The following is a 26,683-nucleotide window of genomic DNA, read 5'->3' on the forward strand; positions in this document are numbered from 1 at the left end:
CAAGTAAAGTGCTGGTGTCAACGAATGCTGTGAAATTTATTTCTTAGCTGATAATTCAACAACCTGGGCATCTCCCCAGAGCCTTTCAAGGTTATAAAAGTCCCTCTCCATCTCTTTAAAAACGTGAATTACAACATCACCATAGTCCAGTAGAATCCAGTTTCCTTCACGGAATCCCTCAACACGTAGAGGTTTTACCCCTGCATCACGTAGTTGATCCTGAATGTGTTCCGCAACTGCCTGTACCTGGGTGCCGGACCTACCGGTGCAAATTAAGAAATAATCACAAATTATGCTGATATGGCTGATATCTAAAACCGTGATATCCATTGCCTTCTTATCATCTGCTGCATTGCGAGCAAGATCCACAATTTGCTTTGGGCTTAGCGACAAATAAAACCACTCCTTGGAAACAGATTATTTTATTATACCCTAATTATATCCTATTCAATTATTTCCTAAAAGAACCTCTTACTCTAAGAAGTTCATTTCTAGCCTTAATACTTGTGGGATGCAGCAGACAGCCAATTTTTAAAGCATAGCGAATACTCTCGTCAAAACAACTTATCAGGGCCAGATCTAAATCCATTTCGACCTGCTGACGGATAATATCAACGTTCTTGAATTTTCGATTTGGCTCAATTTTATCTGCTACAAACAATATTTTATCCAGTTGACTCATATATTCCGAACCAACAGTATGTAAAGCTATGGCATTTAGAATCTCTTGATCAGTTATCCCAAATTCTTCTCCGGCCATGATTGCTCCTATAGGTCCATGCAAAAGTATAGGCATGGCAAAGCCAAATTCGCTAATCTGAAGCTCCGCTTTCTTTGCCCTGGCCAACATTTCATTATCATCAAAATCCCTGGCAACATCATGCAGCAAGCCGGCTAATCTGGCCTTATCAGGGTCAGCATTATATTTTAGCGCCAGTTTTTCTGCGGTTTGGGCTACACCAACACTGTGTCTAAACCTTTCCTCAGGCATTATTAGCTCCAGACTATTCATTATATATTCTTCGTTATACATTTTTTCTCCCCTCCGTTTTGCTTCTCCAAAGGGTCAGGCAAATACTCCCAGTACCCTCCACTGAAAAAAACCTCCGTTTCCAACGAAGCGGAGGTTTCGTCATTACTATGCTCGTTCGGCCTCGCGGCTCTTTGCCTCATTTACTGTAATAACACGACCGCCAAGTTCTGTTCCGTTTAAGGCTGCCACCATTTTTTCAGCGTCTTGATCATTGACCTCTACAAAGCCGAAGCCACGGGAGCGACCTGTTTCACGGTCTGTAATAACTCTGCTGCTTAGTACTTCGCCGTATTGTCCAAAGGCATCTTGTAGATCCTCTGCTTTGGTAGCCCAGGGAAGGTTCCCTACATATAACGTTGCCAATTATGTCACCTCTTTCCAATTGGTTCTGTGGTGCTTTCTTTCATGGCAGTATTATTTGCAGAACCTGTTCACTAAATGCAGTAACCCTGGGTTAAGATATTTCCATTTTAGGTAAGAATACCTTTATTAATTTTTCCTTGCTAAAAACCTTGATAGATATTATTGTTCCTTATATACTCTTCCACAGGCTCTGGTAAAAGGTATTTGATGCTCCTTCCTTCCCTGACCCTGTTTCTAATATCCGTGGATGATATAGATAAGGCCGGTACTTCCAAGGGAATAATATTCTTAAAAACATCCTTTGGCAAAGGCTTTAAGTTTTCGGCAAGCTTATTTAAATCATACCCCGGCCTGGTTGCCGCGACAAAATTACAAATACTAAGCAACCTTTCAGCCTCTTTCCAGGTCAGAATCTCTAAAACTGCATCTGCCCCGGTAATGAAATAAACCTTATCAACATCGTATATTTCTTGTATAGCTACAACAGTGTCAATTGTATAGGAAGGGCCTTCTCTCTCCAGCTCGATAGTGGAAACCTCAAAATATTTGTTGGTTGCTGTGGCCATTCTAGCCATATTTACCCTGTGGTGAGGTTTTGATATTTCCTTAGCTGTTTTATGGGGCGGTCGAGCTGCAGGAATAAATATAACCTTTTCCAGCCCAAATTGGTGTCTTACTTCTTCAGCCACCACAAGATGTCCATAATGAATAGGATCAAAGGTTCCGCCCATTATGCAAATTCGGCTCATGGGAAATCTCGTTCCTTTCTCTAAAGGAGTCAGGTTGCTTAAGTCTAGGGACGGTTCTTTGACTCAATTTGTTTATGTTTATTCATGCTGCTTTATGGCACCGATTATTTTTTCGTAGGTTCTATCAAGGGCCTCAGAGATTACCCTAGTGTCACCAATTACCGCCATGAAATTTGCATCTCCATCCCATCTAGGAACAATATGTACATGTAGGTGCCCTGGAATCCCTGCCCCGGCAACCTTTCCTAAGTTGATACCTATATTGAAACCGTGGGGGTTTCCAAAGGCTGTCCGTAATGCCTGTACCATAAACTGCGTCATCTTATTTAATTCCATAAGCTCATCATCTGTAAGTTCTGTAATATCCCCCACATGCCTTTTGGGCGCAATGAGTAAATGACCGTTATTATAGGGGAAAAGGTTCATTATTACAAAGGTTTTATCTCCGCGATGTATGACTAGGTTTTCCTTATCTTCATTGGAATTAAGCTTTTCGCAAAAGATACAGCCTGTTTGAGGCTTGCCAATATAAACTGATCTCCATGGTGCCCATAGATTTTCCATATATTAACTCTCCTTCCTCCAGCTCTGTTTGGTTTAGTTCTATTTATCCTTGAAAATTCCTTTTTCTCCTCTATAGTTTACTACTTTTTATGAACTGAGGACTATTAATACCGATGTCTCCATAGGATAATCTAACTCTAGTATTCAGGCAAAAGGGTGATAACATGTTTAAAAAAGATAAACTTCTGCATATTTTCATAAGTTTTTTACTCTTTATGACACTGATTCATTTCCTCCATCCCCATATTGCTGCCCTACTGACACTGGCCCTTGGGATAGCCAAGGAGATCTATGATCAGCTGTCAGGAAAAGGCACCCCGGAGTATAAGGACATATTAGCAAATTTTTTAGGCATCTTAGCGGGATACATAGTTTTTTATTCAGTAATTGTTTTTGCCCTGGGGAAGCTTAATTAATGGTGCTAAATATGGCAAAAAACCCGCTGCCATATGGGCAACGGGTTCTAATCTCTATTTTCAAAAATAAGTGTTTTGATTACCACAGGAACTGTGGCTCCATCCATGATGGGAACTCCGATATCAATATAGTCCCCATCATCGGCAGTTATTTGATCTAAACAAATAACGCCACATTTTCCTCCGGTCAATACTCTTAATGTCTGACCTAAAACCTTTCCGCAATCTTCTTCTAATATCAATATCAATGGTTGGGATTCTAAATATTCCTTTGTAACCTGTACGATTTCTGAGGCTATTTCCTGGATTCTCTTAAACCCCATACCCCCTGGACCCTTCATTGCTATGGCAACTGGTTCTTTAAATCCATCAGAGTCATAGGCTGATAACTGTGCCTTAAGAATATTGCTAAACTCTATAAGATTTAGGGGCACCTCCTGAGCAAAGGGTTTTACTACGGGAATATTGCGCAGGGGTAAAAGTTCTGGCGAAATATCTATTGTGCTCCCACTCAGGTTCATTGAATGGGTGCCGGCCCCAATTACCGTTGCCCGAATGGTTTCCCTCGGCCTGATGAGCTGCCATTGCTCATCATTAAAGGCTTCTCTAAGGGCTAGCCCTAATAATGGACCAATATCTCCATACTTATTAAAATCTTGTACAATGGTAGCCTCATCACCAGAATATACAAAGTCCGCCACCCCGCCTGAAAAGCTGACTAAATGTATAGGGTACTGATGCCTAAGGAGAGGTCCCATAAGAATCCGCTTGCTTATCGCCGGCAATATGCCTGGATTTAATAAGTTTTTAATTGCCTTTGCCATTTGCACAACGATGAAACGAAGCTGCTCAATACTTGGGCGCTGGCCAATTTGCCAGTGCTGACCACTCTCTTCAAGGACAATTCTTGCTGCAGGCGCCAGGTACTTTATACAATCCCTTTTGGGATCTAATTCGATCAGCCGTCCGCCTATATTGATGCAGGTAGAATCTATCGCCTTTCCTTCCTTAAAAACAGCCAGGTTAGAAGTACCACCGCCCACATCTATATTCAGTACCACCCGGTGAAGCTCAGATGATATTGCTGCTGCCCCGGCACCCCTTCCAGCAAGGACAGACTCCAGTAATGGTCCGGCAGTTGCAACAACAAAATTACCGGCATAACCTGCCAGGGCATCTAATAGGCTTCTGGCGTTTTCCTTTTTCGCAGTTTCCCCCGTAATTATTACCGCACCCGTATCTATTTCTTGTGGTTTAATGCCCGCCTTATGAAATTCCTTGTCAATGATCCCCTTAACACCCTGGGCATTAATCAGTTCCCTGGACAATAACGGAGTAAAGTGAATATTGCTGCGGTAAAGGACTTCCTTCCCAATTATTGACATGCGTGGCACCATGGAGCCTGGTGCCGTATTGCACACCTGTATTCGGCTAACTACTATTTGGGTGGTGGTTGTACCCACATCTATACCCACACTAACTATTTTTTCAACATCTCGATTCGTACTATTCACCCCCTGGCTTACTGTAGGGTAAGCTTAACCCCACTGGCCTTAGCATCATAGATTTTCTTTAAGACTGTGGCCAGATGGGCTCCCGCCTCAGCGGGAGGTGTACCTCCTTTGTGTATATTGGAAACCACCGAATGGTCTGCCATCAGCGTTTCTTTGTTGGGCTTGTAAATCATATAGGCGCTCATGCTATCCGAGGTTCCCAGTCCAGGCCTTTCACCTACCAATAGCACTATCACCTCAGCCTCCAGGGCCATGCCTATAACATCCATCACGGCGACTCGCCCATATTTAACAAAGATATCCGTTCCCACTTGTAAATTATAGGCCGACAGCCCCTGTTTCAGAGCTGGTAGAATATCTTCTAAATTTGCTTCAATGGCCCTAGAACTTAAGCCATCAGCAATTATAATTTGCACCTGGGGGCTTCCTTGGCACTCCTTGCAAATTTTTGCTAAATCCTCTTCTGAAAGCATTCTGCCTAAATCAGGCCGGGTTAGATACTGATCTTTATTTTTAACCAAGGTCTGAACCTTCACCAGGTCAAATTTTGCTAAAAATTCCTCACTAACCTCTTTAAATACTGAATCCTGGGCAGTGGCATGATCGGCCCTGAATCTAAGTAGTGTCCTAGTAAGGGGTCTAGGCCCACTGCGCCAGACACCTATTCTTGCAGGAGTACATTGTTTGAAATACTCCAAGGCAGCACTGTCTTCCGGTTCAGGTATTAAAATCTCCCCTTGCAAGTCTACCGCAGCCAGATCCTCAAGTTCTTCAATTTGCTTTTCATTCATCCTTAAACACCTCCACGGCCTGCAAATATTGAAGGATCTCCTGCCCTTGATGTTAGGCAGCCCTTTTCCATCAGCCCCATCTTTTCCATCCACTTTTCAAATTCAGGTAGAGGTCTCATACCCATTAATTGACGTAAAGTAGCTGCATCATGGAAACTTGTGCACTGGTAATTTAACATCACATCATCACCCATGGGAATGCCCATAAAGTAATTCACCCCTGCCGATGTTAGTAAAACAGCCAGATTTTCAATGTCATTTTGATCGGCCTTCATATGATTGGTGTAACAGGCATCAACCCCCATGGGGACACCACTGAGCTTACCCATAAAGTGATCCTCCAGGCCTGCCCTGATTACCTGCTTTGCATCGTATAGATATTCCGGCCCAATGAAGCCCACTACAGTGTTTACTAAAAAGGGTTGGAATTGTTTGGCTAGGCCGTAACAGCGGGCTTCCAGGGTAACCTGGTCTACTCCCAAATGTGCCTCAGAGGAAAGTTCGGACCCCTGGCCTGTTTCAAAATACATTACATTAGGCCCGGTGGCACGGCCATACCTCAGCCCCACCTCCCTGGCTTCCTTTAGAATAGCTACGCTAATCCCAAAGGCATCGTTAGCTGCCTGGGTGCCTGCTAAACTTTGAAAAATAAGGTCCCCTGGTGCTCCCTTTTCAATTGCCTTCATTTGAGTAGTCACATGGGATAAAACACAGACCTGGGTGGGTATATTCCATTCCTGTACAAAGTTATACATAGTTTCCAGGGATCTGGTGGTGCTGGCCACTGTATCCTCCACAGGGTTTAGACCTATTAGTGCATCACCTACCCCATAGGTTAGACCTTCCCTCATGGAGCTCAGGATTCCCTCCGGACTATCCGTAGGATGGTTTGGCTGCAGTCTCATTCCCAGACAGTTATTCAAACCATTGGTTGTGTTGCAATGGGCTGTAATGGGTATTTTATTAGCCCCATAGATTAAATCAAGATTTGACATTAGTTTAGCAACAGCTGCCACCATTTCACTGGTTAATCCCCTGCTTAAACGATGGATAGAGCCAATGTCGGCATGGTCACTTAATATAAATTCCCGAAGTTGTCCTACCGTCCATCCCTTGATTTCTTTATAAATGGACTGGTTAATACCATCGTAAATGATTCTGGTTACTTCATCCTCTTCGTAGGGCACAGCTGGATTGTTAAATAAATCTTCCAAAGTAAGCTCACTAAGGACGATTTTAGCTGCCACCCGTTCCCCGGCAGATTGTGCCGCTATTCCTGCTAAAATATCGCCGGATTTCTCCTCGTTGGCCTTGGCCAGCACCTCACGAATATTTCGGAAAGAAAAGATCTGCCCAAAAAGTTTAGTCTTCAGCATCATAGACTATTCTTTCCTCCTCACCACTGGTATTTGTTTGTTGTGGTAGTTCCGGCAACCCCAAGGTTGCCGGAACTTAATATTAACCTAATTCCTCTTCGGCTTTTTTAAGGATAGCAAATTCCTCCTCAGGTGCCTTGGCCACTAAATGGTGGCGACTATAGAAGGCAAAATATGCTACAAAGATTGCATAAACCAGAGCGGTCCAAAGAATAACCTTCGGTGCATAAAAGAAACCTGCAAATAAGGCAATCATTGCCAGTATTAGAGCAGCATAAGGAGTCACAGGATAAAAGGGAACTTTATAGGGCCTTTCCATATTAGGCTGCCTCTTCCTTAAAACTATGGCGGAAAGCATCATCATAATATAAGAAATAACTGCGCCAAATACTGCGATTTGTATTAAAACATCTCCATTTCCAAGGATGGCACCCACAATACCGATGGCACCACCTACCAGCAGGGCCACATGGGGGGTACGGAAACGGGGATGAACTTTAGAAAGACCTCTGGGTAAGTAGCCCGCTCTGGAAAGGGCAAAGATAGCTCGTCCATAACCAAATATAATTCCGTTGAAGCTGGCAATAAGACCGGCTAAACCAATTAAAGCCAAACCCTTGACAGACCAATGAGCTTGCCCTAAAGCTAAGGCCAGTGCCTCAGGCAGAGGGCTGTCGGATTTACCCATGGCCTCTGCTCCACCAAGACCAACTGCTAAAAATAGCACTAGAAAAGCTGTGATAACCAGAGTTGCAATAGAAGTTATGAGACCCTTGGGCATATCTTTAGCCGGATTTTTACACTCCTCAGAAACCAGGGGAAGCCCTTCAATTGCCAGAAAAAACCATATCGCATAGGGAATTGCTGCCCAAACCCCCAGCCAGCCCATGGGTAGAAATTCGGTATTCCCTGCCGTGGGGGCAATTTCCCAAACCCTGCTCATGTCAAAATGAGAGAAACCTACAACTGCAAAAATAGCCAAACCAATAATAGCAATGGATGTAACAGCCAGTTCAAAATTTAAGGTTGTCTTAGCACCTAGGGTATTCATGGCTAAAAAAATACCATAGAAGCCTATGACCCATAACCAATCCGGGACACCGGGTATCAAAATATTTACATAGCCAACTATACCGTTCACAATAACAGCCGGGGCTAAAACATACTCTAGCACCACACCTATACCCGCTAAATATCCCCCCCAGGGACCCATTGCTGATCTTCCAAAGGCATAGGCGCCACCGGCAAAGGGTATGGCAGTGGCTAGTTCGGCAATTGTTAAACACATAGTAATATACATAATAGCCATTAAAATAGTTGCGATAAATAACCCCCAGAACCCACCAGCAGCTATACCAAAGTTCCAGCCAAAATAGTCGCCGGAGATAACATAACCTACTCCCAGTCCCCATAGCAGCAGAGGTCCGGCACATCTCTTAAGTTGTTGACTTTCATTTGTATTGACGTTGATGTTAGTTGCTAAATCACTCACATTTTTTCTCTCCTTTACGATATATTTATCAAACCAAAAAACTGTTTTTGCCGGACATCACCCCTCATCTTTATAAAATAAATAAAAAAAGTCCACACAAGGTAGAAAGAGAGTAGCTTCTCCCACCTTATATGGACCTCTTCGCCCCAGTTATTTTATTTTAAGTGCTACTGGATATTCTTTAGCTTTTCTTTACAGATGCTCATATCCAGAGCTTTCTTCAGAACTACCTTTTTTTGCTTCAAATCCAATATTTCTTGATATCTTGCATAGCCAAGCTGCAAGGCAGGCTCAAGTTCTTTCTCGGTAATTGGCTTTGTAAGATACCCCACAACCCCGGCATCCATCGCCCTTCTAATTAGTTCCTCTTCGTTATAGGCGGTTAACAAAAGTACTGCACAAATTTTCTGCCCCACAATAAGTTTCGCAACCTTTATGCCATCTATTTTTTCCATTTTCACGTCCAGAATAGCCATATCCGGCTTAATCCTTTGAATTAAATCCAACGCTGCCTCACCATTGCCGGCTTCGCCAACCACTTTATGACCAAGCTCAGTGAGTATTTCCTTTAAATCCATTCTAATTAGGACTTCATCATCTACTACTACTATACGCAACGGTTTCATCGTCAGCAGCCCCCCACCTCGGAACCTCAATTACCACTACGGCACCATTGTTGTTATACATATTTATCCTTCCTCCCAGGCTTTCTGAAACTAAGGCCTGGGTTATCTGAAGTCCTAAATTTGCACTGGTCTCCCGGTTGAATCCCGCTGGAAAGCCCTTACCATCATCCCGTATAACTAATTTTACAGTGGTTTCTAATGTCTCAACTATAACAGAGATTTTACCTTGTGTTTTATCAACAAATCCATGTTTCAATGAGTTTTGTAAAATTTCATTTACCACAATAGAGGTTGGTGTAGCCTGCTCCGAGGGTATTCTCAAAAACTCCCCCCGAACCTCAATTGTAATATCCTGCTCCGGTGAAAGCATACTTTCAGTTAATATTTTCCCAATCCTTTTTAAGCACTCTGTTAGCTCAATTGATTCAGTGGTGTCCCTGGAAATAATGTCATGAACCAGAGCTATACAGCTTATTCTATTGATGCTTTCCTGAAAGGCAGCGGTGACATCTTTATTTTTTACCCTTCTCATTTGCAATCGCATCAGACTGGCTATGGTCTGCAGATTATTTTTGACCCTGTGGTGAATCTCCTTAATAACTGCTGATTTAGCAATTAGCTGCTTCTCTTTCTTTCTTAATTCAGTGATATCCCTTAGTAAGTAGATGGTGCCACGAACTTCGATTCCTTCAATTATTGGCAGAGTTCTCACCAATACCGTATTCCCCTGAACATCTACCTCTTGAGTATCAAATTTTCTGGAAAAAATAGGGCCTAACTCCGGTACCTTATTTATTAATTGGTCAATACTCATGCTAACGGGATTGAGCTCCCTGGTTAGTTCTATAAGTAATTCATGGGCAACATAATTGGCATAAACAAGCTTGTTTCTTGAGTCCACTATAAATAGAGCATCATGAATGAGGGTTGGCAGTACTTCTCCTACCTCGGTCTGACTGAGTAAAGTATCCGTAAGCTTTTGAGTAGTCTTAGATAGAAATTCCATGGTCTTTTCCTGCCGCACCTGAGCAGAATTATCTCTCTCCATTATGAGAACACCTATTGATTTGTTTGAGCTGTTTTTAATTGGTATTACAGTCTGGCTTATGGGATAACCTTCCTGGCTGGTACCTTGCATATTAGGCACTGGTTTCCCAGTCTCAAAGGTTTGAAATACTGCTGGCTCATTACATCTAATTGCCTGCTGTCCCACCACACTGCTTTTATAAAGGGACGGGGCGGTTGATGGTTTAGCCTCTGCAACTACCACTGCAATGTCAGGTTCCTTGGTAAGAACGTCTATAAATATATCTGCCCCGGCCAAATCGGCAAAGTGCTGCAAATTACCTTGCAAATTACGCAACACAGAAATATCTTCTTCCTCAAGGGCTGTTTGGTCTTGACATAAATTAAACAGAACCTCTCTAGGTTCCCTTCCCATTGCTATCACAATCCCCTACCAGCTTTACTTTAATGTCAATTACCTTGTCATCTTTTGGTAAAAATAAAAAAGAAGCCTAAGCTACCATGGTGCTTACCACGGTATACTAGGGCTTCTTTGCCTTCTTGATCATCGTTGTCGTTTTTTTATTTAGTTCTTAATTTATCTCTAGTAATATCTATTCTATATGCCTTAGCATTATCCTGCAGAAAATAAATGTATACAATTTTATTTTTAGATAAATCTTTCTAAGGCTTTAGGGAGTATTTTTTCAAACAAACCATTACCCATTTAAGTACAATTGCTATGGCAATGTAAATGGGAAAAGAATAAATATATTTCCACTTTAATAAAAGATAAAAATCCAGCCAAACCAATAATGGCTCTGATATAAATGCAAAAATTGCTGCGACAATTGTGTTAGCTATAATAAATGATTTCCATTTATCAAACTTCTGATATATTGCCATATAAATAACCGGCATTATACTCATATCATAGGTTATAAATATATCAAACAAAGGTACAAGCTGATATTTATAATCCCATAAATCAAATTCCACCCCTATGGCATCAAAAAATGACGATACAGTCATTACCAAAAATCCATAGGTTAATATTTCAAATAACCGTCTGCGATCAATATATTTCCACCAGATTATCCAGGGAATTATAGTTAATGCTAATAATAGCCACCATTCCCAGCGCAAAAAGACTTCTTTTAACCAAAATTCACGAAGCAAAATGTCTGCCTTTGATTGTGTCGCTATCTCTTTTTCGTGAAGTGATTGACCCACATGATATTCCTTTCTTAATAAAATTTTTTATTATTATATCTCTAAAGGCTTGTTTCAAATCGCCATAACCCAGATTTCGGTGATAATAAAAACCTTGAAGAATATGAACATTCTTCAAGGTCGTTTGCTAAATCTGCCTCATATTAAACCCCAGCTTAAGGGCGTGCCCTTTTTTACATCTTGATTGACCTTTTTGCCAATTAGCAGATCATAATACTTAGGGGATAAGCCTAATCCCGGTCTAATAGCACGTAAATTATACTTGGTTAAGCATTCTCCCTTTTGAATATCTTCAGTTATATATAATGAACGTCTAAGACTTAATGAGTCCTTCTCCTTTACCGTAGGCCCATAGGTTACCTCACCCAAGGCCTGCCAGGCCCTTTTTGTCTCGTCAACTAAGATTTTCATTTCATCAGGTTCGAGGGAAAAAGCAGCATCAACTCCCCCCGAAGCCCTGGATAAGGTAAAGTGTTTTTCAACCACCGTTGCCCCTAGGGCAACACTGGCCACAGCAACACCAACACCCAGGGTATGATCGGATAAGCCAACCTGGCACTGAAAAAGCTGCTGCATGTGAGGGATGGTAAGAATATTTGTATCTTTAGGAGATGCAGGATAAGTGCTGGTGCATTTAAGCAGAATTAAATCCCTACATCCAGCTTCCTTGGCAGTCCTAACCGCTTCATCAATCTCTGCAATTGTTGCCATTCCCGTCGAAATAATTATGGGTTTTCCCGTTTTAGCAACCTTACTTATTAAAGGTAAATCCGTTACCTCAAAGGAAGCAATTTTATAACAAGGAACGTTTAATTCCTCTAAAAATTCCAGCGCACTTGCATCAAAGGGAGTGCTAAAAACAATCATCCCCAACTCTTTGCCCCGATCAAAGATGGGCTTATGCCACTCCCAGGGTGTATATGCTTCCTGATAAAGGTTATAAAGGGAATACCCCTCCCACAAGCTGTCGGATTGGTTAATACAGAATTCCCCATGATTTAAGTTCAAGGTCATGGTATCTGCCCTATAGGTTTGTAGTTTTAAAGCGTGAGCCCCTGCTTTAGCAGCCGCCTCCACAATCTCAAGAGCTCTCTCCAGAGAATGATTGTGATTACCTGACATTTCAGCGATTATAAAAGGTGGATTACCCAAGCCGATGGCCCTGTTATTAATAATTATTTGCTCCACCGTACTTTTCCCTCCACTCAATAAATTTCTGTTCTTTATTTCTGCTCCAATCTTCATTAAATAATGCCATGACAATAACATCATGAAAGCTGTTATTTTTATAGATATGCTTTTTAAGCCTACCTTCCTCAACAAATCCCAGCTTCTGATGATAGTTAATACTTATATTATTAAAATCCAATACTTCAGTGCATAATTTTCTCAAAAGGTACTCCTCAAAGATACAACTTAATGCTAATAAGCCCATAATGGTCCCAGATCCTCTGGGTGCATCTCCTTCTCCGATATAAAAACCCCAATGGCACTTATTATGTTTAGGCTCAATATTGGAAAAATTAACAAAGCCTATTGGCTTTTCATTAAAAAGTAAGACCTTGCCAATAATTCCACTACCCTTGATTAGATTTTGAAACCACCTATGATGCGCCTCTTCTGTGATAACACTTTCACTAAACATGTATTTACTAACATGATCTGAATTGCGCCAACTTAAAAGTATTTTCTCATGCTTTTCTAATATATTGGTTAGCTTATAATTTCCTGTCCCTTCCATCTCAAATCATCCCTTAACCTACTTACTTGTCTAGAGATGTTGCTTCAAATATTTCTTTGACTAATTCCTTATCGTCCTTCCATTTCAAAGCAATATGCTTATTGATTTTTGTTAACTGTGGCTTATCAATTAAATGTTCCCTCAGCTTAGAAAAATACAACGGCTCTCTCTTTATATCTAAATCAGAATATATGCGCTCAAATAACTCTAAATCTTTTTGTTCATCTAAAGTCAGCCGCCATTGCGGGTATCTAAACTCCTTAGGTAAGTCTACATAATTAACTGAGAAAAGCTTAGGATTATTTATATAATAAAAAGGTAAATATTCAGTATGAGTAAGTGGCTTTTTTTGTTGAAGCAGTCGGTAAAGTGACTCAACAGTGTATACATCACCTGCCGTACCAGGTGCGTGTTCTGAAGTTGGCATAGTCAAATCCTTGCCACTTTTCAAATGGCTTTCTATAAGAAGATTCAATATTTCCGGAGCTACGGCAGGACAATCCCCTGTTACTCGCAGAAGAATATTGGCTCCTGTTTCCCGGGCTACCTTAGTTAATCTATCAACAACATTATCAGGCTCCCCCCTGATGACTTTTACTCTTCCATCAATTACATATTGTTCAAGGGGATCATCATCTGGCAAATGGGAAGTTGCCAATACCACTTGATTAACATCAAGCACTTCTAAACAGTTAAGCAGACATCGTTCAATGGAGGCAAGACCATTAATTGGCAGGAGGGCTTTTTGGGGTAATCGAGTGGATTTAAGCCGACAAACTACTGCAATAGTAATTCTAGGATATTCCAGTATTTCGGAAATAATTGGTTGATCCTTTTTGATTTTATCCCTAGCTATACTTGGCGAGATTTCTTTAAACTCTAGTGGCATCAGGGACTTTTCTGAGGAGCACCGCTTATTAACTGTTTTATTTAATGAAATTATTTCACCTTTTTCAATATCATGTTTTGCGACAACCCTAAGGCTATCCTTTAAATATTTCCTCTCGGAATCATTTATCTTAGTTGACCCCATGGCCTTCTCTGCCTCCCTCAATTTCGCAACCATTAGGGAAAATTCATCTGGTTCTAAGGCAGAATAGTAATCATATCCCTTCTTACCTCGTTCTAGGGTAATATGCTTTTCTATTAAGGCTGCTCCGGCAAATAGAGCATATATTGGAAGGTCAATTGCTAATGGCTTTGATCCATCTTCATGATCAGCAAACCCAACCTGAAGTTTATAGCGCTCTTTCAAATAACCAATTCGCACTAAATTTGCATCCTCTGTTTTAGTGGGATAGCCTTGAAAACCATGGATTAAAACTAGTCTATCAATATGTTTCTGGTCTAGCCCTGAAACAAATGCATCTATTTCATGGTCATACCATCCTCCAACACCCAGTAATGTTAGCCTTTCCAACATTAGAATCCCTTCTATTAATTCCTCTCCTTGAATGATTGTTGACGGTATCTTTACGCCGTGAATAAATAAAGCAAATTTTTGGGCTAGTTCTAATCCCCATTGATCAAAGATATCAACCCATACCTCCAGACCTAATTGTTTTGTAAGGGATAATATGTCTTGCCATTTTTCCTCTTCAATAAATAAATCTTTATAACTCTTATAAAAGTTATATTCTTCGGTAGCTAAATGGTCATATTTGAACCACTGAAACTTCACTCCATCCGCTCCGGAATTAGCCGCTGCCTTAATCAAGGAATTCAGTATATTAACATCTCCCTGGTGCGCATTAGCTATTTCCGCAATCACTTTTACTTTTTCCATCAGTTCCATCCCCCTAATTAATGCCCTTGCATATTTTAGGTTCGATCCACACCTGGAGCTAGACTATATACTCAAATATCCTATAGCTACCTTTCCCATCAACTAATTTACAAGCATTATTACTCATTTCTAGACGCCTAGGATAATCATTGCATAGGGTTTTAACACAGCAGCAAATATGATCCTTTGTTATTGTTTGGGCATCTCCAGCGAATATTGCTGCACCATATTTGTTTTCATACAATTGGCTGGCATACTGATTTTCAGCTGTTTGGATGATTATACTTGGCAAACCCATATAAGCCATCTCAGCCACAGTGCAACCTCCGGCAGTAAGACCTAGATCAGCCCACTGGAATAGTGAAGACATATATTTGACATCTTGTAGAATTAATACATTACCATTTGCTGCCAAGGCCATTAATTTATCAGTGCTGGTATATGCGGGTCCAATGACTACCTTTATTTGTAAATCCATTCCCAGATCGATTAAACCCTCCACAGCCTTTAGAGTAACTTGACCTGGATCTGCTCCTCCCATAGTAACCAGTATTTTTTTAGCTTCTTGAGCAATCTCTTGCTGTGTCCTTTGCAATTTGATAAACTCTCTTCGCAGCGTTATATATTTAGGCCCTAAAAGTAATCGAGTATATGTCTCCCGATTTGAATATAATCCTTTATTTGTATCTAACCCAGGATTTAAAATTATATCAGCAGGGTAATAATTGGCGTGGCCAAAATCATCTACAATTAGCAGCTTTAATCCCCATTCTTTGATTAATCCTTGGTAATGGGAGTTATAATCATATCCATCGGCAATTACCCAGGTGATCCCCAATTCACGAGCTAATTCAGCAGTTAGCCTAGCATCATCAACACTGCCAATCAATATATTGTCTTTAATTGTGGTTTTTATTTTTTCCTCATTAAGTAATCCTTTAAGTTTGCTAGGTAAAGCAAGGCATAGAAATGCTGCCTCTCCACCCATATCCTGCCAGGCCTGAGCTAAGGCCAGGGATCTCATCACATGGCCAATACCAATCTGCCCGGAAGCATCTGCCCTTAACAATAATTTTTTTCCCTTTGCAATCAGCAAACTTACCACCTAGTCCCCATAGCTGTAATAAGAGATCACTTTTTCAACAGCATCTATTACATCCTTTATATCTTGCCAATTCATGGCCGGGAAAAGAGGTAAAGTGATCATTTCCTCATAAAGTTTTTCAGCCTTTGGACAGAGACCCTTGAAATATCCCAACCCTTGATAGTAAGGTTGATAGTATACGGGAATGTAGTGTACATTAACCCCAATATTTTCTTTAAGTAAGGCCTCATAAATCTCCCTTCGACCAACTTTTAATTTATCAAAATTTAATCTGATAATATACAAATGCCAACTGGAAATTCTGTCCGTCAGCTCTGCCGGACAAATAATTTGTTCCATATCTCTAAAAGCAGCATTATAAGCTTGAGCATAATCCTTCCTTGTTCTAATAAAATTATCCAATTTGCTTAGTTGACTAATGCCTAAGGCTGCTTGAATATCAGTAATCCTGTAATTGTAACCCAACATTTGCATCTCATAGTACCAAGGCCCATGATTATCTAGCAGCTTATTGGTTTCTCTAGTAATTCCATGATTTCTAAATTGGATTAATCTTTGATAGTGCTCTTCCTTATTAGTTGTAATGATGCCGCCCTCACCAGTGGTAATATGCTTAACTGGATGAAAACTAAACATAGTCATATCACTTAGTGAACCTACTTTTTTGTCTTTATATATTGCTCCCAGGGCATGTGCAGCATCTTCAATAACTATTAGCTTATGCTTTTGAGCTATTTCCTTTATACAATCTAGATTAGCCGGCAACCCCGTTAAATCTACTGGTATGATCGCCTTGGTCTTAGCAGTAATTAACCTTTCGATTTCTTGGGGGTCTATATTATAGGTTTGATCGTTAATATCTGCAAATACCGGAGTTCCCCCCATATAAAGAACACAGTTTGCACTGGCCACAAAGGTTATAGGAGAGGTTATCACTTCATCCCCAACCCCAATGCCGGCAGCAAAGCAAGCTGCATGTAAAGCAGCTGTTCCATTGGAAAAAGCCACAGCATATTTGGCCCCAACATAATCGGCTATTTCCTTCTCAAACATGCCAATTGTTGGTCCCGTTGTTAGATAATCCCCCTTTAAAACATTGACAACCCTTTGAATATCTCCATCATCAAGCCACTGCTTGCCATAGGGCAGATAATTTTTTCTGACGGGTTTCCCTCCATAAATGGCTAATTTATTATTTGTACTCATTTTAGTACTCCTCTCCAAGAAAAAAATCCGATTCACCCTAATCGGAAACTAACTCTGGAGCATGAGCCACTCTTCTGTTCTTTTAATACCTTCTACCAGACTAACTTTTGGTTGCCAATCCAGTAGTTTTTTTGCCTTGTCATAATTGCATAATAATCTAGGTATTTCACTTTGAGGATGAATATGTGCAACATGTTGGATCTGACTAGGATCCTCCACAATTAGTGAGGCTAATTGATTTATAGATATATCTTCACCTAGTCCAGCATTTACTATTTGTCCGTTTACCTGTTTAGAATAACCTGCTTTTACTACAAATCTTGCACAATCCTCAACATATAATAAATCTCTTGTTTGTGTTCCATCTCCATATATCATAAGCTTTTTACCAGCTAGTTTGTTTTTAATAAATATTGCTACAACACCGCCTTCACCACCTGATTTTTGAAAAGGACCATAGGTATTAAAAGGACGAACTATTACAATGGGTAATGAATAAGCATAATAATATGAAAGAACCATGTTTTCAGCAGCAATTTTTGAACCTGCGTAGGGTGAAGCCGGCTTAGTCGGGTGTTTTTCAGCAATGCCTTTTTGATCAAAAGCTTTATCATAAACCATGCATGTGCTCATAAAGACCATTTTTACGTTATATAGCCTGCATTTTTCTAATATATTAAATGTGCCTATTGTATCATTATTAAAAGTAGTCTGTGGATCATCAATACTATCTTGAACATTTATACTGGCCGCTAAATGATAACAAATATCTAATTTATTCTTAAAAATATTGTCAATAGTTTCTAAATCATTTATATCAGCCTTTTGAAAATAGATTTCTTTATTTTGAATAAACTCTTTTATATTTTGATATGATCCATTAGAAAAATTATCTACCACCCATACTTGATGACCATCTTTTATTAGTACCTCAACAACCCATCTTCCTATAAATCCAGCCCCACCAGTTACAAGAACCTTCATTTTTTCACCCCTTTATATTAAGTCCTGATCTAAGACTAGTTTTCTGACTTCGTCAATGGAAAGAACCGGTTGGTCAGTTGAGCTATAGGTTCCTTCCTTTGCTTTTTTTGCGTTTGGATATCTAAATTCATTTTCAACACTAGCAGGAATAATAAACATATCTGGAAGTTCCCAGGCAATTAATGACTCATCATAGGTCATTAATTCTTCAAACATTTTTTCACCGGGTCTCATACCAATTTCTTGAATCTTTATTTCCTTAATATTAATCTTGTGCTTGAAACAGGTTTCTTCTGTAATTACTTTAATTAGATCTTGCAATAATATTACCGGCATCTTTAGAACAATAATCTCTCCCCCCTTAGACTCCCTCATTGCTTTAATAGTTAATTCGGTGGCTTGGTTTACGGTCATCATAAAGCGACTCATTGCCGGATTTGTAACTGTTATTTTTCTGTCGTTAAGTATTTGGTTAATAAATAAAGGAATTACTGAGCCCCTAGATCCTATTACATTACCAAACCTAACTATGGAAAATATTGTTTTACTATTCCCTTTGTTCTGTCCTGAGGCAACAATCATTCTTTCGGCCGTAAGCTTTGTGGCACCATAAGTATTAGTAGGTGAAATGGCCTTATCCGAACTAGTAAAAGTCACTTTTTTTACATTTTGTGCCATTGCAGCTTTTATGACATTGTTTGTACCTACGATATTAGTCAATACCGCTTCATAGGGATTATATTCACAGGCAGGAACATGTTTTAATGCCGCAACATGAAATACATAATCTATATCTTCCATCGCAGTTAACACCCGATCATAATCCCTGACATCGCCAATTAAATATCTTATGTCTTTTCTTGAACTGAAGCTGTTTTGCAACATATATTGTTTATATTCATCCCTACTTAAAATTCTTACAACTGTGGGATCATCAAGCAATATTTTTTGTAACAAACTCTCCCCCACCGTACCAGTTCCGCCGATAATTAATATTTTTTTATTTCTAAAGAACATCTTACTCCTCCTCTCAAACTTAATATTTCAAGTTATAGCACCTCGACAGATTTCATCTTATTAATCTCTTCTATTAGAAGGTCCCCAGAAAGCTTTTGGGGATATGCATAGTCTAAAAATTCCTTTCCCCGCTCTTTTGCAATCTCTTGTAATTTTTTATACCTAATAAATTTTGTAAGATATTTTGCTAACTCAGCAGGCTCAGTAAATGTATAGTCTTTTAGCCTTTCATAATAATCAAATTCTCTATCACTAAGCATAAATAACGGCTTCCCAGCTAATACGGTTTCTAAACCAACTGTCGATAAATTAGTAATTACCATATCTACATTGGATAAAATGTCATATAAATTAACACCTTTTTTTGATATAAGCTTTACAGACTCATACTTGTTGTCTAATTCATAATAGTTATCCATTAACTTGCTTTCAGGTTTTCGGGATAACTCCCAGGGATGCGGTTTAAGTACGATTTCTAAGAGGGGATTTTGCGCTAATATATCAATTAACTCATTCCATTGCTTAACATAATTAGGTTGTGTAGCACACAGTACAGTTTTTTTCTTCGGATTTAACTTATACAATTTCAGAAATTCTTCTTTGGGTAAATGTTCTTGAGTAAATATATCATCAAACCGAGGATGTCCGGTTATTGCTATTCTATCCTCCACCAAACCTCTTTTTAGATACCAGTCTTTTTCATATTCGCCATAAACAGCCACTTTCGTTGAGAATACGGGAATATATGCTTCATCACCGCCTAAAAGCCCATGCTGCATGCAAATACTGGGAATACCTAGATATGTTGCTATTATTGTTAGTACACGGCTTAATAAATCCTCAGTTGTTCCGACTACGACACAAGAAATAATATTTTCCTTCAGATACCTATTGACTGCAGCAATGAATTGTACCATATGTCTAATTCTTTCTAAAAAAGAGGTGCGGAAATATTGATTGCCAAACACTGGGTGCTTATCAACTAATTTAAACAAAATGTTTGCCTTTTCAAGCAAACTATTTATTGATTCAGAGACGTCAACTTTATAGTCATTGATATAATGAACAGGTATACCTAGATAATCTTTTCTTTTCCATCGAGCAAAGATGATAGTTTGCTTTGCATCAAAATATTTGATATAGTTATTTTCTGAAAAGCGCAGGTAATCATAATTCAGCAAAGTTTTACCTGGTTTTGTTTCTATTGGCATTTTTAATGGCTTTATCCACTGTTCATATTGGGGTTGTATATGGGCCATATCTAATATCCTACTGTTTAAATGCTTTTTAAACTCCGGGTCTGACATTTCTTCCCTTAGATCATGGTCTAAAAGTTGATAAAAATTAGCCAATTGGGGTAAAGGGACATCTTCAAAAACCAATTCTTTGAATACTTCAATAAAATCTAAAAATGTCAGCCAATAATTTTCTAAATATGCTTCTCTCTTTTGCATCATTTTCTAGCCCCGTTCAAACTTCTTAAGTATTGTCTTAACTCTCTACAAGTTTTTTGTTCTGGCAATTGCCTAAGAATTGAGTTCTTCTCATTATCTTTAGCCCTCATCTGAGTGTGTAATGATATTTCTGTAATATAATTATCATCTAATATTTCGTTGATCGGGTAAAATGGCCAATAGTGATTAAGTCTCCAGAAGAACCTGGCATCACCAATAAAATAAAATTGTGGATCTTCATCCCAATAGGAACCCCACCTATCATAGATTACAGGTAGAATATCGGCTCTATGCATTATTGAACAATGATCAACCTGGCATGGGGCAAGCCAGGTTATTGACTTAGCCATTCTGTGCATACTTTTTTGCTTTCCCTCCGCTTCAAGGGAAAATACCATAGAGTCTGAGTAAACTATTTTAATATCCTCGTGACTTTCCAGCAAATCTACCATTTTTTCCAACCGCTGGGGTCTGAAAATATTGTCATCTGTAGCATAAGAAATATATTGGCCGCTAATCATGCCTAAGGCCTTATTAATCAAAGCCGCATATCGTATTTTTTCTGCTCTTTCAGAATCACTAGTAATATCACTTCGAAAATACTTTATTCTCTCATCTGTTAGGAAACCTTCGATTACCTGTTGTGTTTCATCATTTGAGTTATCATCCATTAATAGTAGCTCAAAATCCGTAAAGGTTTGCTTTAATATTCCTTCAATTGCTTTACCTATATACTGGGGTTTATTATAACTGGTCATTATAACAGATACCTTTGACAATCATGATCACTCCCTAGACAAAACCATCTTTTTATCTCTTTTACTTTATGAATCCCTCCCGAAATATGTGTGAAAAATTAAGTATAAATGTATTTATTTGGAATCTTGAAAGTATCACCCTTGGGAATAGATGAAAAGAGCCGTCCCCTAACTTATTGATTTTAAGTCAGGGACGGCTCTTTTCCCCATTTACCAAACCCGCTGTTTTAGGAACAGGTACACTTCCCTTTGTAATTTTCAAATGGTAATTTATATTTAATAGTTGACCTGACCCCAAAGCTCTATTAATGTATATATGATAAAAGATATTATTGTGATAAATAGCAAAGTTAAATTTTTAGAACACTAAGATATTGAGAGCGGGGAAAATGATGGAGGAAAATAAACAAATACAATCAACTAACATACCTGAGCTGATTACAGAGAAAAATGTACTTGGCCGCTGGGCCGGATTTTTTATAGAGCGATACCGAATCGTCTACTTGATAATTGCTGCTTTGATGATCTGGGGGGTTACTTCTTACTTTAAGATCCCTCGGGAATTACAACCAGAAATCATTTTACCCTTCGGTCATGTTATGACCATTTATAACGGTGCTGCTCCAGAGGAAATAGAAAAACTAATTACCGATAAAATTGAGAAAAAGATGGCCGAATTAAACAAAGTCAAAAATATATCCTCTTCATCTGGTTTTGGAGTTTCCTCAGTTTTTGTAGAATTTGAAGCTGGAGTAGACATGGATGACATGATTGTGAAGATGCGCGAAAAGGTTTCTACAGTTAGAGGCGATCTCCCTAAGGATGCAGAACTGCCTGAGGTGTCCACCTTTGAAACCAATAATTCGCCGATCATGATCATCAATATTACTGGTGACTATGATTTTGTTGTCCTCAAAAGTATCGCAAATAAGCTCAAGGACAGTATTGAAAACATAGATGATGTATCTGACGTTCAAATTATTGGCGGACTCGAACGAGAAATTAAGATTATAGTAAATCCCCAAAGGTTAGCCCATTATGCTATATCTTTGGAACAGATCAAATCCGCTATTAACCTGTCCAACATTAATTTTCCCGGTGGCAGTATTGATCTTGATTATAAAAACTATAATATTCGCACCGTGGGAGAACTGGAATCTGTCGATGAATTAAATAATGTGATAATTACCTATCAAGGGAGCAGCCCAGTATTTTTAAGGGATATTGCTCAAATTGAGGATGGTTTCGCTGAGGCCGATTCTTACTCCAGGTTATCCTCCGGTCTATATACTTCCAACCCATCGACAAAGGATTCTGTAGCACTTTCTATTAAGAAAAAAGAGTCTGCCGATGTAATCAAAACCGCTCAAAAAATTTATGACAAGATACAATTAGAAAAGGGTAGTACATATCCCTCTGACCTCCAAGTTGAAATTAGCGGGGATACAGCTGTTTACGTTAAGGACCAATTAGGTGGGGTAACCGATAACGCATTTTCAGGCCTGTTGTTGGTTGGTGTAATTTTATTTCTGTTTATTGGTCTTCGGGAATCTGCAGTAGTCTCTATCGTTATCCCTCTATCCATATTTGCTGCCTTCGGTTTAATGAAGAGTTCTGGCATGACCTTCAATAATATTACCCTATTTTCTTTAATCCTTGCTGTAGGTATGCTGGTGGATAACGGCATAGTTATCATGCAAAATATTGATCGCTTGCGCTCAATGGGCTTGGAGTCTGCTAAAGCAGCAGCTGCTGCAACCAACCAAATTGCTCCGGCCATAGCTTCTTCCACCCTGACAACTTTGGCTGCCTTTTTCCCAATTATGCTAACACCAGGTATAATGGGCCAATTTATTAAGCCAATTCCGCAGACAGTTATGTTTGCCTTAAGTGCTTCATTTATTGTGGCAGTTACTATTACCCCTGCTCTGTGTTCCATGCTGCTTAAAAAACCCAAGGGTAGTGATATGAAACCTAGTAAATACTTAACTAGCAAGATGAAATATACTATCTCCCTGCTTTTTGTTGTAGGCTTTACAATGTTGGCCTTTCGAACAGATAATGGGGGTATCTTTGGCTTCGGCATTGCCTCGCTGATTTTTGCTGTTATATTTGGTAGCTCACTAATAATAAAATATTCCCGACAGCAACAAGGAAAAAGGGAGTCCTTAATACTAAAGAAATATGGTGAATTTATAGACAATATTATTCATAGTAGAAAGCGCAAGTGGGCTGTTCTAGGAATCACGTCTGTGGCCTTCGTATTAAGCATTATGTTGATTCCCCTTGGACTATTGAAGGTTGAGATGTTTTCACCCACGGATTTTACTCGCTTATATGTAAATATAGAGACTCCCCGGGGGAGCACCCTTTCAACTACCTCGGCCATAGCAGAGGAAGTTGAAAGAAGGCTGTTTTCCTTCCCGGAAATTAAAAGCTTTGTTTCTAACGTTGGTATTACAGGCGCAGACAGCTTTGATGATTTTAGTGTAGGTATGGGAGCAACCCCTTATAAAGGTCGGGTTATCATAGATTTACATGACGAAAAGAATCGTGAACGCTCAAGTATGGAGTTAGCAGCTCTTATGCGGGAAAACCTGAAAGATATACCTGGAGCTAAAATTACAGTTAATGAAATGGAGAATGGTCCTCCAACGGATGCTCCAGTTGTTATTAACTTAAGGGGGGAGAACCTGGACGAGCTAAAAAAGGTAGCTAACGATTTTACTTCTATTTTGAAGAATATTGAAGGAACTAGGGATGTAAAGCATAGCATTCAGGAAGGCACACCTGAGCTACAGGTTAAAATAAATAAAGCAAAGGCTGCCAGTTTGGGTTTAGATGAGATGACCATTGCTTCAGGTGTCCGAAATGCGGTACATGGTCTAAAGGCTACCACATTTAGAAAAGATCAAGATGAGATAGACGTATATATTCGCACAACTAAGGATAAATTGTCCTCAATTCAAGACCTAGAAGGCTTATACTTTTTCTCCCATGGAGGTCAACCAATTCCCTTTACTCAAGTAGCCGAACTAGTGGAAAGCAAAAGTGTAACAGCAATTAGTCATGAAGATATGAAAAGACAGGTCACTGTTGTTGCAGAAACCACTACAGGTGTCATAGCGGGTGATATAATTAAAAAGTTCCAGGAATCCACCGCCGATTATCCTTTACCAACCGGATTGACAATTAAACTTGGGGGAGAGCATGAGGATATTCAAGAATCCTTTACTGATATGTTCACCAATATGCTTATTGCTGCCGTATTAGTATTTTTGGTACTGGCGGTACAATTTAATTCTCTGTCTCAGCCATGGATTATACTACTAAGTGTGCCTATGGCCATGATTGGTGTTTTGCCAGGTCTGGTGATTACAGGTAATAATTTTGGTTTTGTATCCTTTGTAGGTGTTGTCGCCCTAGTAGGTATTGCTGTTAACAATGCTATAGTACTAGTTGACTATATGAATTACATGCGAAAGAATGGTTTTGCAATAAAGGATGCAGTAAAAAAGGCAGTTATAGTTAGATTTGTACCGATTATGGCTACTACCATTACTACAGCCGGAGGAATCTTACCCATTACTTTAAGCCAACCTTTCTTTGGTCCATTGGGTTACGCTGTAATTTTCGGTTTACTGGCCTCAACTGTCTTGACCTTGGTTATTATTCCTGTTCTTTATACCATGTTAGAGGAGCATAAACAAACAAAGCTAGATAATAAACGCAATCAGTCAATTCAAGGAGGAGAAAATTGTGAAAAAGATATTACTGTATTTTCTAGTAATTAGCCTTATTTTGGCTGGTTGTGGTCAGGACAAGCAATCAGGGGATGTATCTACTGCTGGAAATAGCGAAGGTGTCTTTGTTAAAACCAGCCCGGTAGAAGCTGGTGAATTTACCCATTTTCTTTCATTACCAGGTCATTTACAACCGGCTGAACAGGCTTTCATCACTAGCAAGGTAAACGGAACTGTGCAATTTATTAACGCAGATATTGGCACTAAGGTTGCAAAAGGACAGACCTTATGTAAAATAGATGATACAACTTTTAAGCTACAGCATAAAAAATCCTCTTCTGATCTATCTGCAGAACAGATTAGATATGAGGATGCGGAAATAAACTATGCACGGATGAAGGCCCTATACGAAGCCCAGGCCATTTCTCAATATGAATTTGAAAACATTGAAAGTCAATTCAAGATGGCCAAGGAGCACATTAACCGGGCCCAATATGATTTTGACTTGGCTACTGAAAACCTAAATTATACAAATATAACTAGTCCTTTAGCCGGAATCGTTAGTCTAAAGGACGTGTCTGAAGGGGAAAACATTAGTCCAGGAAATACTATATTTGCCGTTGTTAAAACAGATCGGATGTATGTGGAGACCGGAGTTGCTGAGCAGGATATAATTGCTATCAAACAAGGTCAACGGGTAAAGGTCATGGTTGATTCACTGCCGGGTAACACCTTTGAAGGATTTATCACCCATATAGGGCCAGTTCCTAATCCAACGACTAAAACCTACCCAATCAAAATTACTTTAGAAAACCGGGATGATTTGCTCAAGCCGGGTATGTTTGCAACTGTAGAAATTTTACTTGCTGAACGTAAAGCCTCCCTTTCTGTACCAAAGGAATCTGTGATTACAGAAGATGGACAAAAATATGTTTTTGTAGAGCGGGAAGGTAAAGTTGAGAAAAGATTAATAGAAATAGGTTACTCTAATGATACCCATTTTGAGATCCTTAACGGTCTAAAAAATGATGAAGTGGTTGTATCAGTAGGTCACGATGGTTTAACAGACGGTAGTACAGTAGAGATAGTTTCTAATTAGAATACATTACATATTGCCTAAATTAATTATAATTTCGAAGATAGCAAAAGTAAGAAAAAGGTGGGACTAAAAGCCTCACCTTTTTCTTTTGTGATAGCTTATACATGTCAAATATCATAAACAAACTCATTAAGAAACCCGCCGTCTTAATCAAAAGACAGCGGGTTTTGTAAAATTACTCTGGCGACGACCTACTCTCCCAGGGGCTTGCGCCCCGAGTACCATCGGCCCTGGAGGGCTTAACTGCTGTGTTCGGGATGGGAACAGGTGTACCCCCTCCGGTATCGCCACCAGAAATTCGATATTCGATATTCGATATTCGATGTTCGTCATTCGAGGTTCGATCCAAGCATTCCTCTTGGGTCTTACCTCAAGCATATATCCAATTTATGTGTTCCTTCAAAACTGAACAGCTTTAAGTAATCGTCGTATATATTTTTCTTAGTTCGAACTTCGAATCTCGAATCTCGAACTTCGAGTTAGGTCAAGACCTCGACCTATTAGTACCGGTCGGCTGCAGGCATTGCTGCCCTTACACCCCCGGCCTATCTACCATGTAGTCTTCATGGGGTCTTACCTACTTGCGTAGTGGGAAACCTCATCTTGAAGGAGGCTTCGCGCTTAGATG

Annotated in this window: 24 protein-coding genes and 2 rRNA genes; 3 read left to right on the top strand and 23 right to left on the bottom strand. The window is 39.5% G+C overall.

Annotation, left to right across the window (positions count from 1 at the left end; translation table 11 throughout):
• Nucleotides 1-36: 36 nt before the first annotated feature.
• The 5 genes from rsfS to P6N53_RS13525 all read right to left on the bottom strand — a co-directional run bounded on the left by rsfS (nt 37) and on the right by P6N53_RS13525 (nt 2,709).
• Nucleotides 37-393 (bottom strand): ribosome silencing factor, encoded by a 357-nt coding sequence (gene rsfS / locus P6N53_RS13505; protein WP_304544038.1) that lies wholly within the window; start codon nt 391-393, stop codon nt 37-39.
• A 58-nt stretch (nt 394-451) separates the two neighbouring features.
• On the bottom strand, nt 452-1,033 hold the full coding sequence (gene yqeK, locus P6N53_RS13510) for a bis(5'-nucleosyl)-tetraphosphatase (symmetrical) YqeK (RefSeq protein WP_304544040.1): 582 nt from the start codon (nt 1,031-1,033) through the stop codon (nt 452-454).
• A gap of 105 nt (nt 1,034-1,138) precedes the next feature.
• Nucleotides 1,139-1,396, bottom strand: coding sequence for an RNA recognition motif domain-containing protein (locus P6N53_RS13515; RefSeq protein WP_304544042.1), 258 nt, complete (start codon nt 1,394-1,396; stop codon nt 1,139-1,141).
• A gap of 140 nt (nt 1,397-1,536) precedes the next feature.
• Nucleotides 1,537-2,145 (bottom strand): nicotinate-nucleotide adenylyltransferase, encoded by a 609-nt coding sequence (gene nadD / locus P6N53_RS13520; RefSeq protein ID WP_304544044.1) that lies wholly within the window; start codon nt 2,143-2,145, stop codon nt 1,537-1,539.
• Nucleotides 2,146-2,223: 78 nt separating this feature from the next.
• Entirely contained in the window at nt 2,224-2,709 is a 486-nt protein-coding gene (locus tag P6N53_RS13525; protein ID WP_304544046.1) for an HIT family protein, read from the bottom strand.
• A 164-nt stretch (nt 2,710-2,873) separates the two neighbouring features.
• Between P6N53_RS13525 and P6N53_RS13530 the strand changes: the two genes are divergently transcribed.
• Nucleotides 2,874-3,125, top strand: coding sequence for a YfiM family lipoprotein (locus P6N53_RS13530; protein ID WP_304544048.1), 252 nt, complete (start codon nt 2,874-2,876; stop codon nt 3,123-3,125).
• A gap of 47 nt (nt 3,126-3,172) precedes the next feature.
• Here P6N53_RS13530 and P6N53_RS13535 read toward each other — a convergent pair whose 3' ends face one another.
• The 16 genes from P6N53_RS13535 to P6N53_RS13610 form a co-directional block, all read right to left on the bottom strand.
• Entirely contained in the window at nt 3,173-4,639 is a 1,467-nt protein-coding gene (locus P6N53_RS13535) for an ethanolamine ammonia-lyase reactivating factor EutA (protein WP_304544050.1), read from the bottom strand.
• Nucleotides 4,640-4,647: 8 nt separating this feature from the next.
• Nucleotides 4,648-5,430: an ethanolamine ammonia-lyase subunit EutC gene (gene eutC, locus P6N53_RS13540; RefSeq protein ID WP_304544052.1), complete on the bottom strand. Its 783-nt coding sequence runs from the start codon at nt 5,428-5,430 to the stop codon at nt 4,648-4,650.
• A 2-nt stretch (nt 5,431-5,432) separates the two neighbouring features.
• A complete protein-coding gene (locus tag P6N53_RS13545) occupies nt 5,433-6,809 on the bottom strand; it encodes an ethanolamine ammonia-lyase subunit EutB (protein ID WP_304544054.1) in 1,377 nt (458 codons plus the stop codon).
• A gap of 79 nt (nt 6,810-6,888) precedes the next feature.
• Nucleotides 6,889-8,298 carry an ethanolamine permease gene (eat, locus tag P6N53_RS13550; protein ID WP_304544056.1) on the bottom strand — a complete coding sequence of 470 codons (1,410 nt, stop codon included), beginning with the start codon at nt 8,296-8,298 and terminating at the stop codon, nt 6,889-6,891.
• A gap of 167 nt (nt 8,299-8,465) precedes the next feature.
• On the bottom strand, nt 8,466-8,924 hold the full coding sequence (locus P6N53_RS13555; protein ID WP_304544058.1) for a response regulator: 459 nt from the start codon (nt 8,922-8,924) through the stop codon (nt 8,466-8,468).
• Nucleotides 8,893-10,365, bottom strand: coding sequence for a GAF domain-containing sensor histidine kinase (locus P6N53_RS13560; protein ID WP_304544059.1), 1,473 nt, complete (start codon nt 10,363-10,365; stop codon nt 8,893-8,895). The genes P6N53_RS13555 and P6N53_RS13560 overlap by 32 nt, the downstream gene beginning before the upstream one ends.
• A gap of 248 nt (nt 10,366-10,613) precedes the next feature.
• Nucleotides 10,614-11,162 (bottom strand): CBO0543 family protein, encoded by a 549-nt coding sequence (locus P6N53_RS13565; RefSeq protein WP_304544061.1) that lies wholly within the window; start codon nt 11,160-11,162, stop codon nt 10,614-10,616.
• A gap of 138 nt (nt 11,163-11,300) precedes the next feature.
• Entirely contained in the window at nt 11,301-12,350 is a 1,050-nt protein-coding gene (gene pseI, locus P6N53_RS13570; RefSeq protein ID WP_304544063.1) for a pseudaminic acid synthase, read from the bottom strand.
• The gene (gene pseH, locus P6N53_RS13575) at nt 12,331-12,903 is read right to left on the bottom strand and encodes a UDP-4-amino-4,6-dideoxy-N-acetyl-beta-L-altrosamine N-acetyltransferase (RefSeq protein WP_304544065.1); all 573 of its coding nucleotides are present in this window, start codon (nt 12,901-12,903) and stop codon (nt 12,331-12,333) included. Before pseH ends, pseI begins: the two co-directional genes overlap by 20 nt.
• 22 nt (nt 12,904-12,925) lie before the next feature.
• Nucleotides 12,926-14,689 carry an N-acetylneuraminate synthase family protein gene (locus P6N53_RS13580; RefSeq protein ID WP_304544067.1) on the bottom strand — a complete coding sequence of 588 codons (1,764 nt, stop codon included), beginning with the start codon at nt 14,687-14,689 and terminating at the stop codon, nt 12,926-12,928.
• Between the two features lie 58 nt (nt 14,690-14,747).
• Complete coding sequence (gene pseG, locus P6N53_RS13585; protein ID WP_304544069.1) at nt 14,748-15,785, bottom strand: UDP-2,4-diacetamido-2,4,6-trideoxy-beta-L-altropyranose hydrolase; 1,038 nt, start codon at nt 15,783-15,785, stop codon at nt 14,748-14,750.
• Between the two features lie 9 nt (nt 15,786-15,794).
• Nucleotides 15,795-17,000 (bottom strand): UDP-4-amino-4,6-dideoxy-N-acetyl-beta-L-altrosamine transaminase, encoded by a 1,206-nt coding sequence (gene pseC / locus P6N53_RS13590; RefSeq protein WP_304544072.1) that lies wholly within the window; start codon nt 16,998-17,000, stop codon nt 15,795-15,797.
• Nucleotides 17,001-17,048: 48 nt separating this feature from the next.
• The gene (locus P6N53_RS13595; RefSeq protein ID WP_304544074.1) at nt 17,049-17,984 is read right to left on the bottom strand and encodes a dTDP-glucose 4,6-dehydratase; all 936 of its coding nucleotides are present in this window, start codon (nt 17,982-17,984) and stop codon (nt 17,049-17,051) included.
• Between the two features lie 12 nt (nt 17,985-17,996).
• Nucleotides 17,997-19,001, bottom strand: coding sequence for a polysaccharide biosynthesis protein (locus tag P6N53_RS13600; RefSeq protein ID WP_304544076.1), 1,005 nt, complete (start codon nt 18,999-19,001; stop codon nt 17,997-17,999).
• Between the two features lie 32 nt (nt 19,002-19,033).
• Nucleotides 19,034-20,458: a capsular polysaccharide export protein, LipB/KpsS family gene (locus P6N53_RS13605; RefSeq protein WP_304544078.1), complete on the bottom strand. Its 1,425-nt coding sequence runs from the start codon at nt 20,456-20,458 to the stop codon at nt 19,034-19,036.
• The gene (locus P6N53_RS13610) at nt 20,455-21,234 is read right to left on the bottom strand and encodes a glycosyltransferase family 2 protein (protein ID WP_304544080.1); all 780 of its coding nucleotides are present in this window, start codon (nt 21,232-21,234) and stop codon (nt 20,455-20,457) included. The genes P6N53_RS13605 and P6N53_RS13610 overlap by 4 nt, the downstream gene beginning before the upstream one ends.
• 368 nt (nt 21,235-21,602) lie before the next feature.
• Between P6N53_RS13610 and P6N53_RS13615 the strand changes: the two genes are divergently transcribed.
• Complete coding sequence (locus P6N53_RS13615) at nt 21,603-25,007, top strand: efflux RND transporter permease subunit (protein WP_304544082.1); 3,405 nt, start codon at nt 21,603-21,605, stop codon at nt 25,005-25,007.
• Nucleotides 24,973-26,055 (top strand): efflux RND transporter periplasmic adaptor subunit, encoded by a 1,083-nt coding sequence (locus P6N53_RS13620; protein WP_304544084.1) that lies wholly within the window; start codon nt 24,973-24,975, stop codon nt 26,053-26,055. The genes P6N53_RS13615 and P6N53_RS13620 overlap by 35 nt, the downstream gene beginning before the upstream one ends.
• A 178-nt stretch (nt 26,056-26,233) precedes the next feature.
• Here P6N53_RS13620 and rrf read toward each other — a convergent pair.
• Nucleotides 26,234-26,350 (bottom strand): 5S ribosomal RNA (gene rrf, locus P6N53_RS13625).
• 185 nt (nt 26,351-26,535) lie between these two features.
• Nucleotides 26,536-26,683: ribosomal RNA gene (locus P6N53_RS13630) — 23S ribosomal RNA — on the bottom strand; the annotation flags it as partial.

Source organism: Desulforamulus aquiferis, assembly GCF_030577015.1.
GTDB lineage: Bacteria > Bacillota > Desulfotomaculia > Desulfotomaculales > Desulfotomaculaceae > Desulfotomaculum > Desulfotomaculum aquiferis.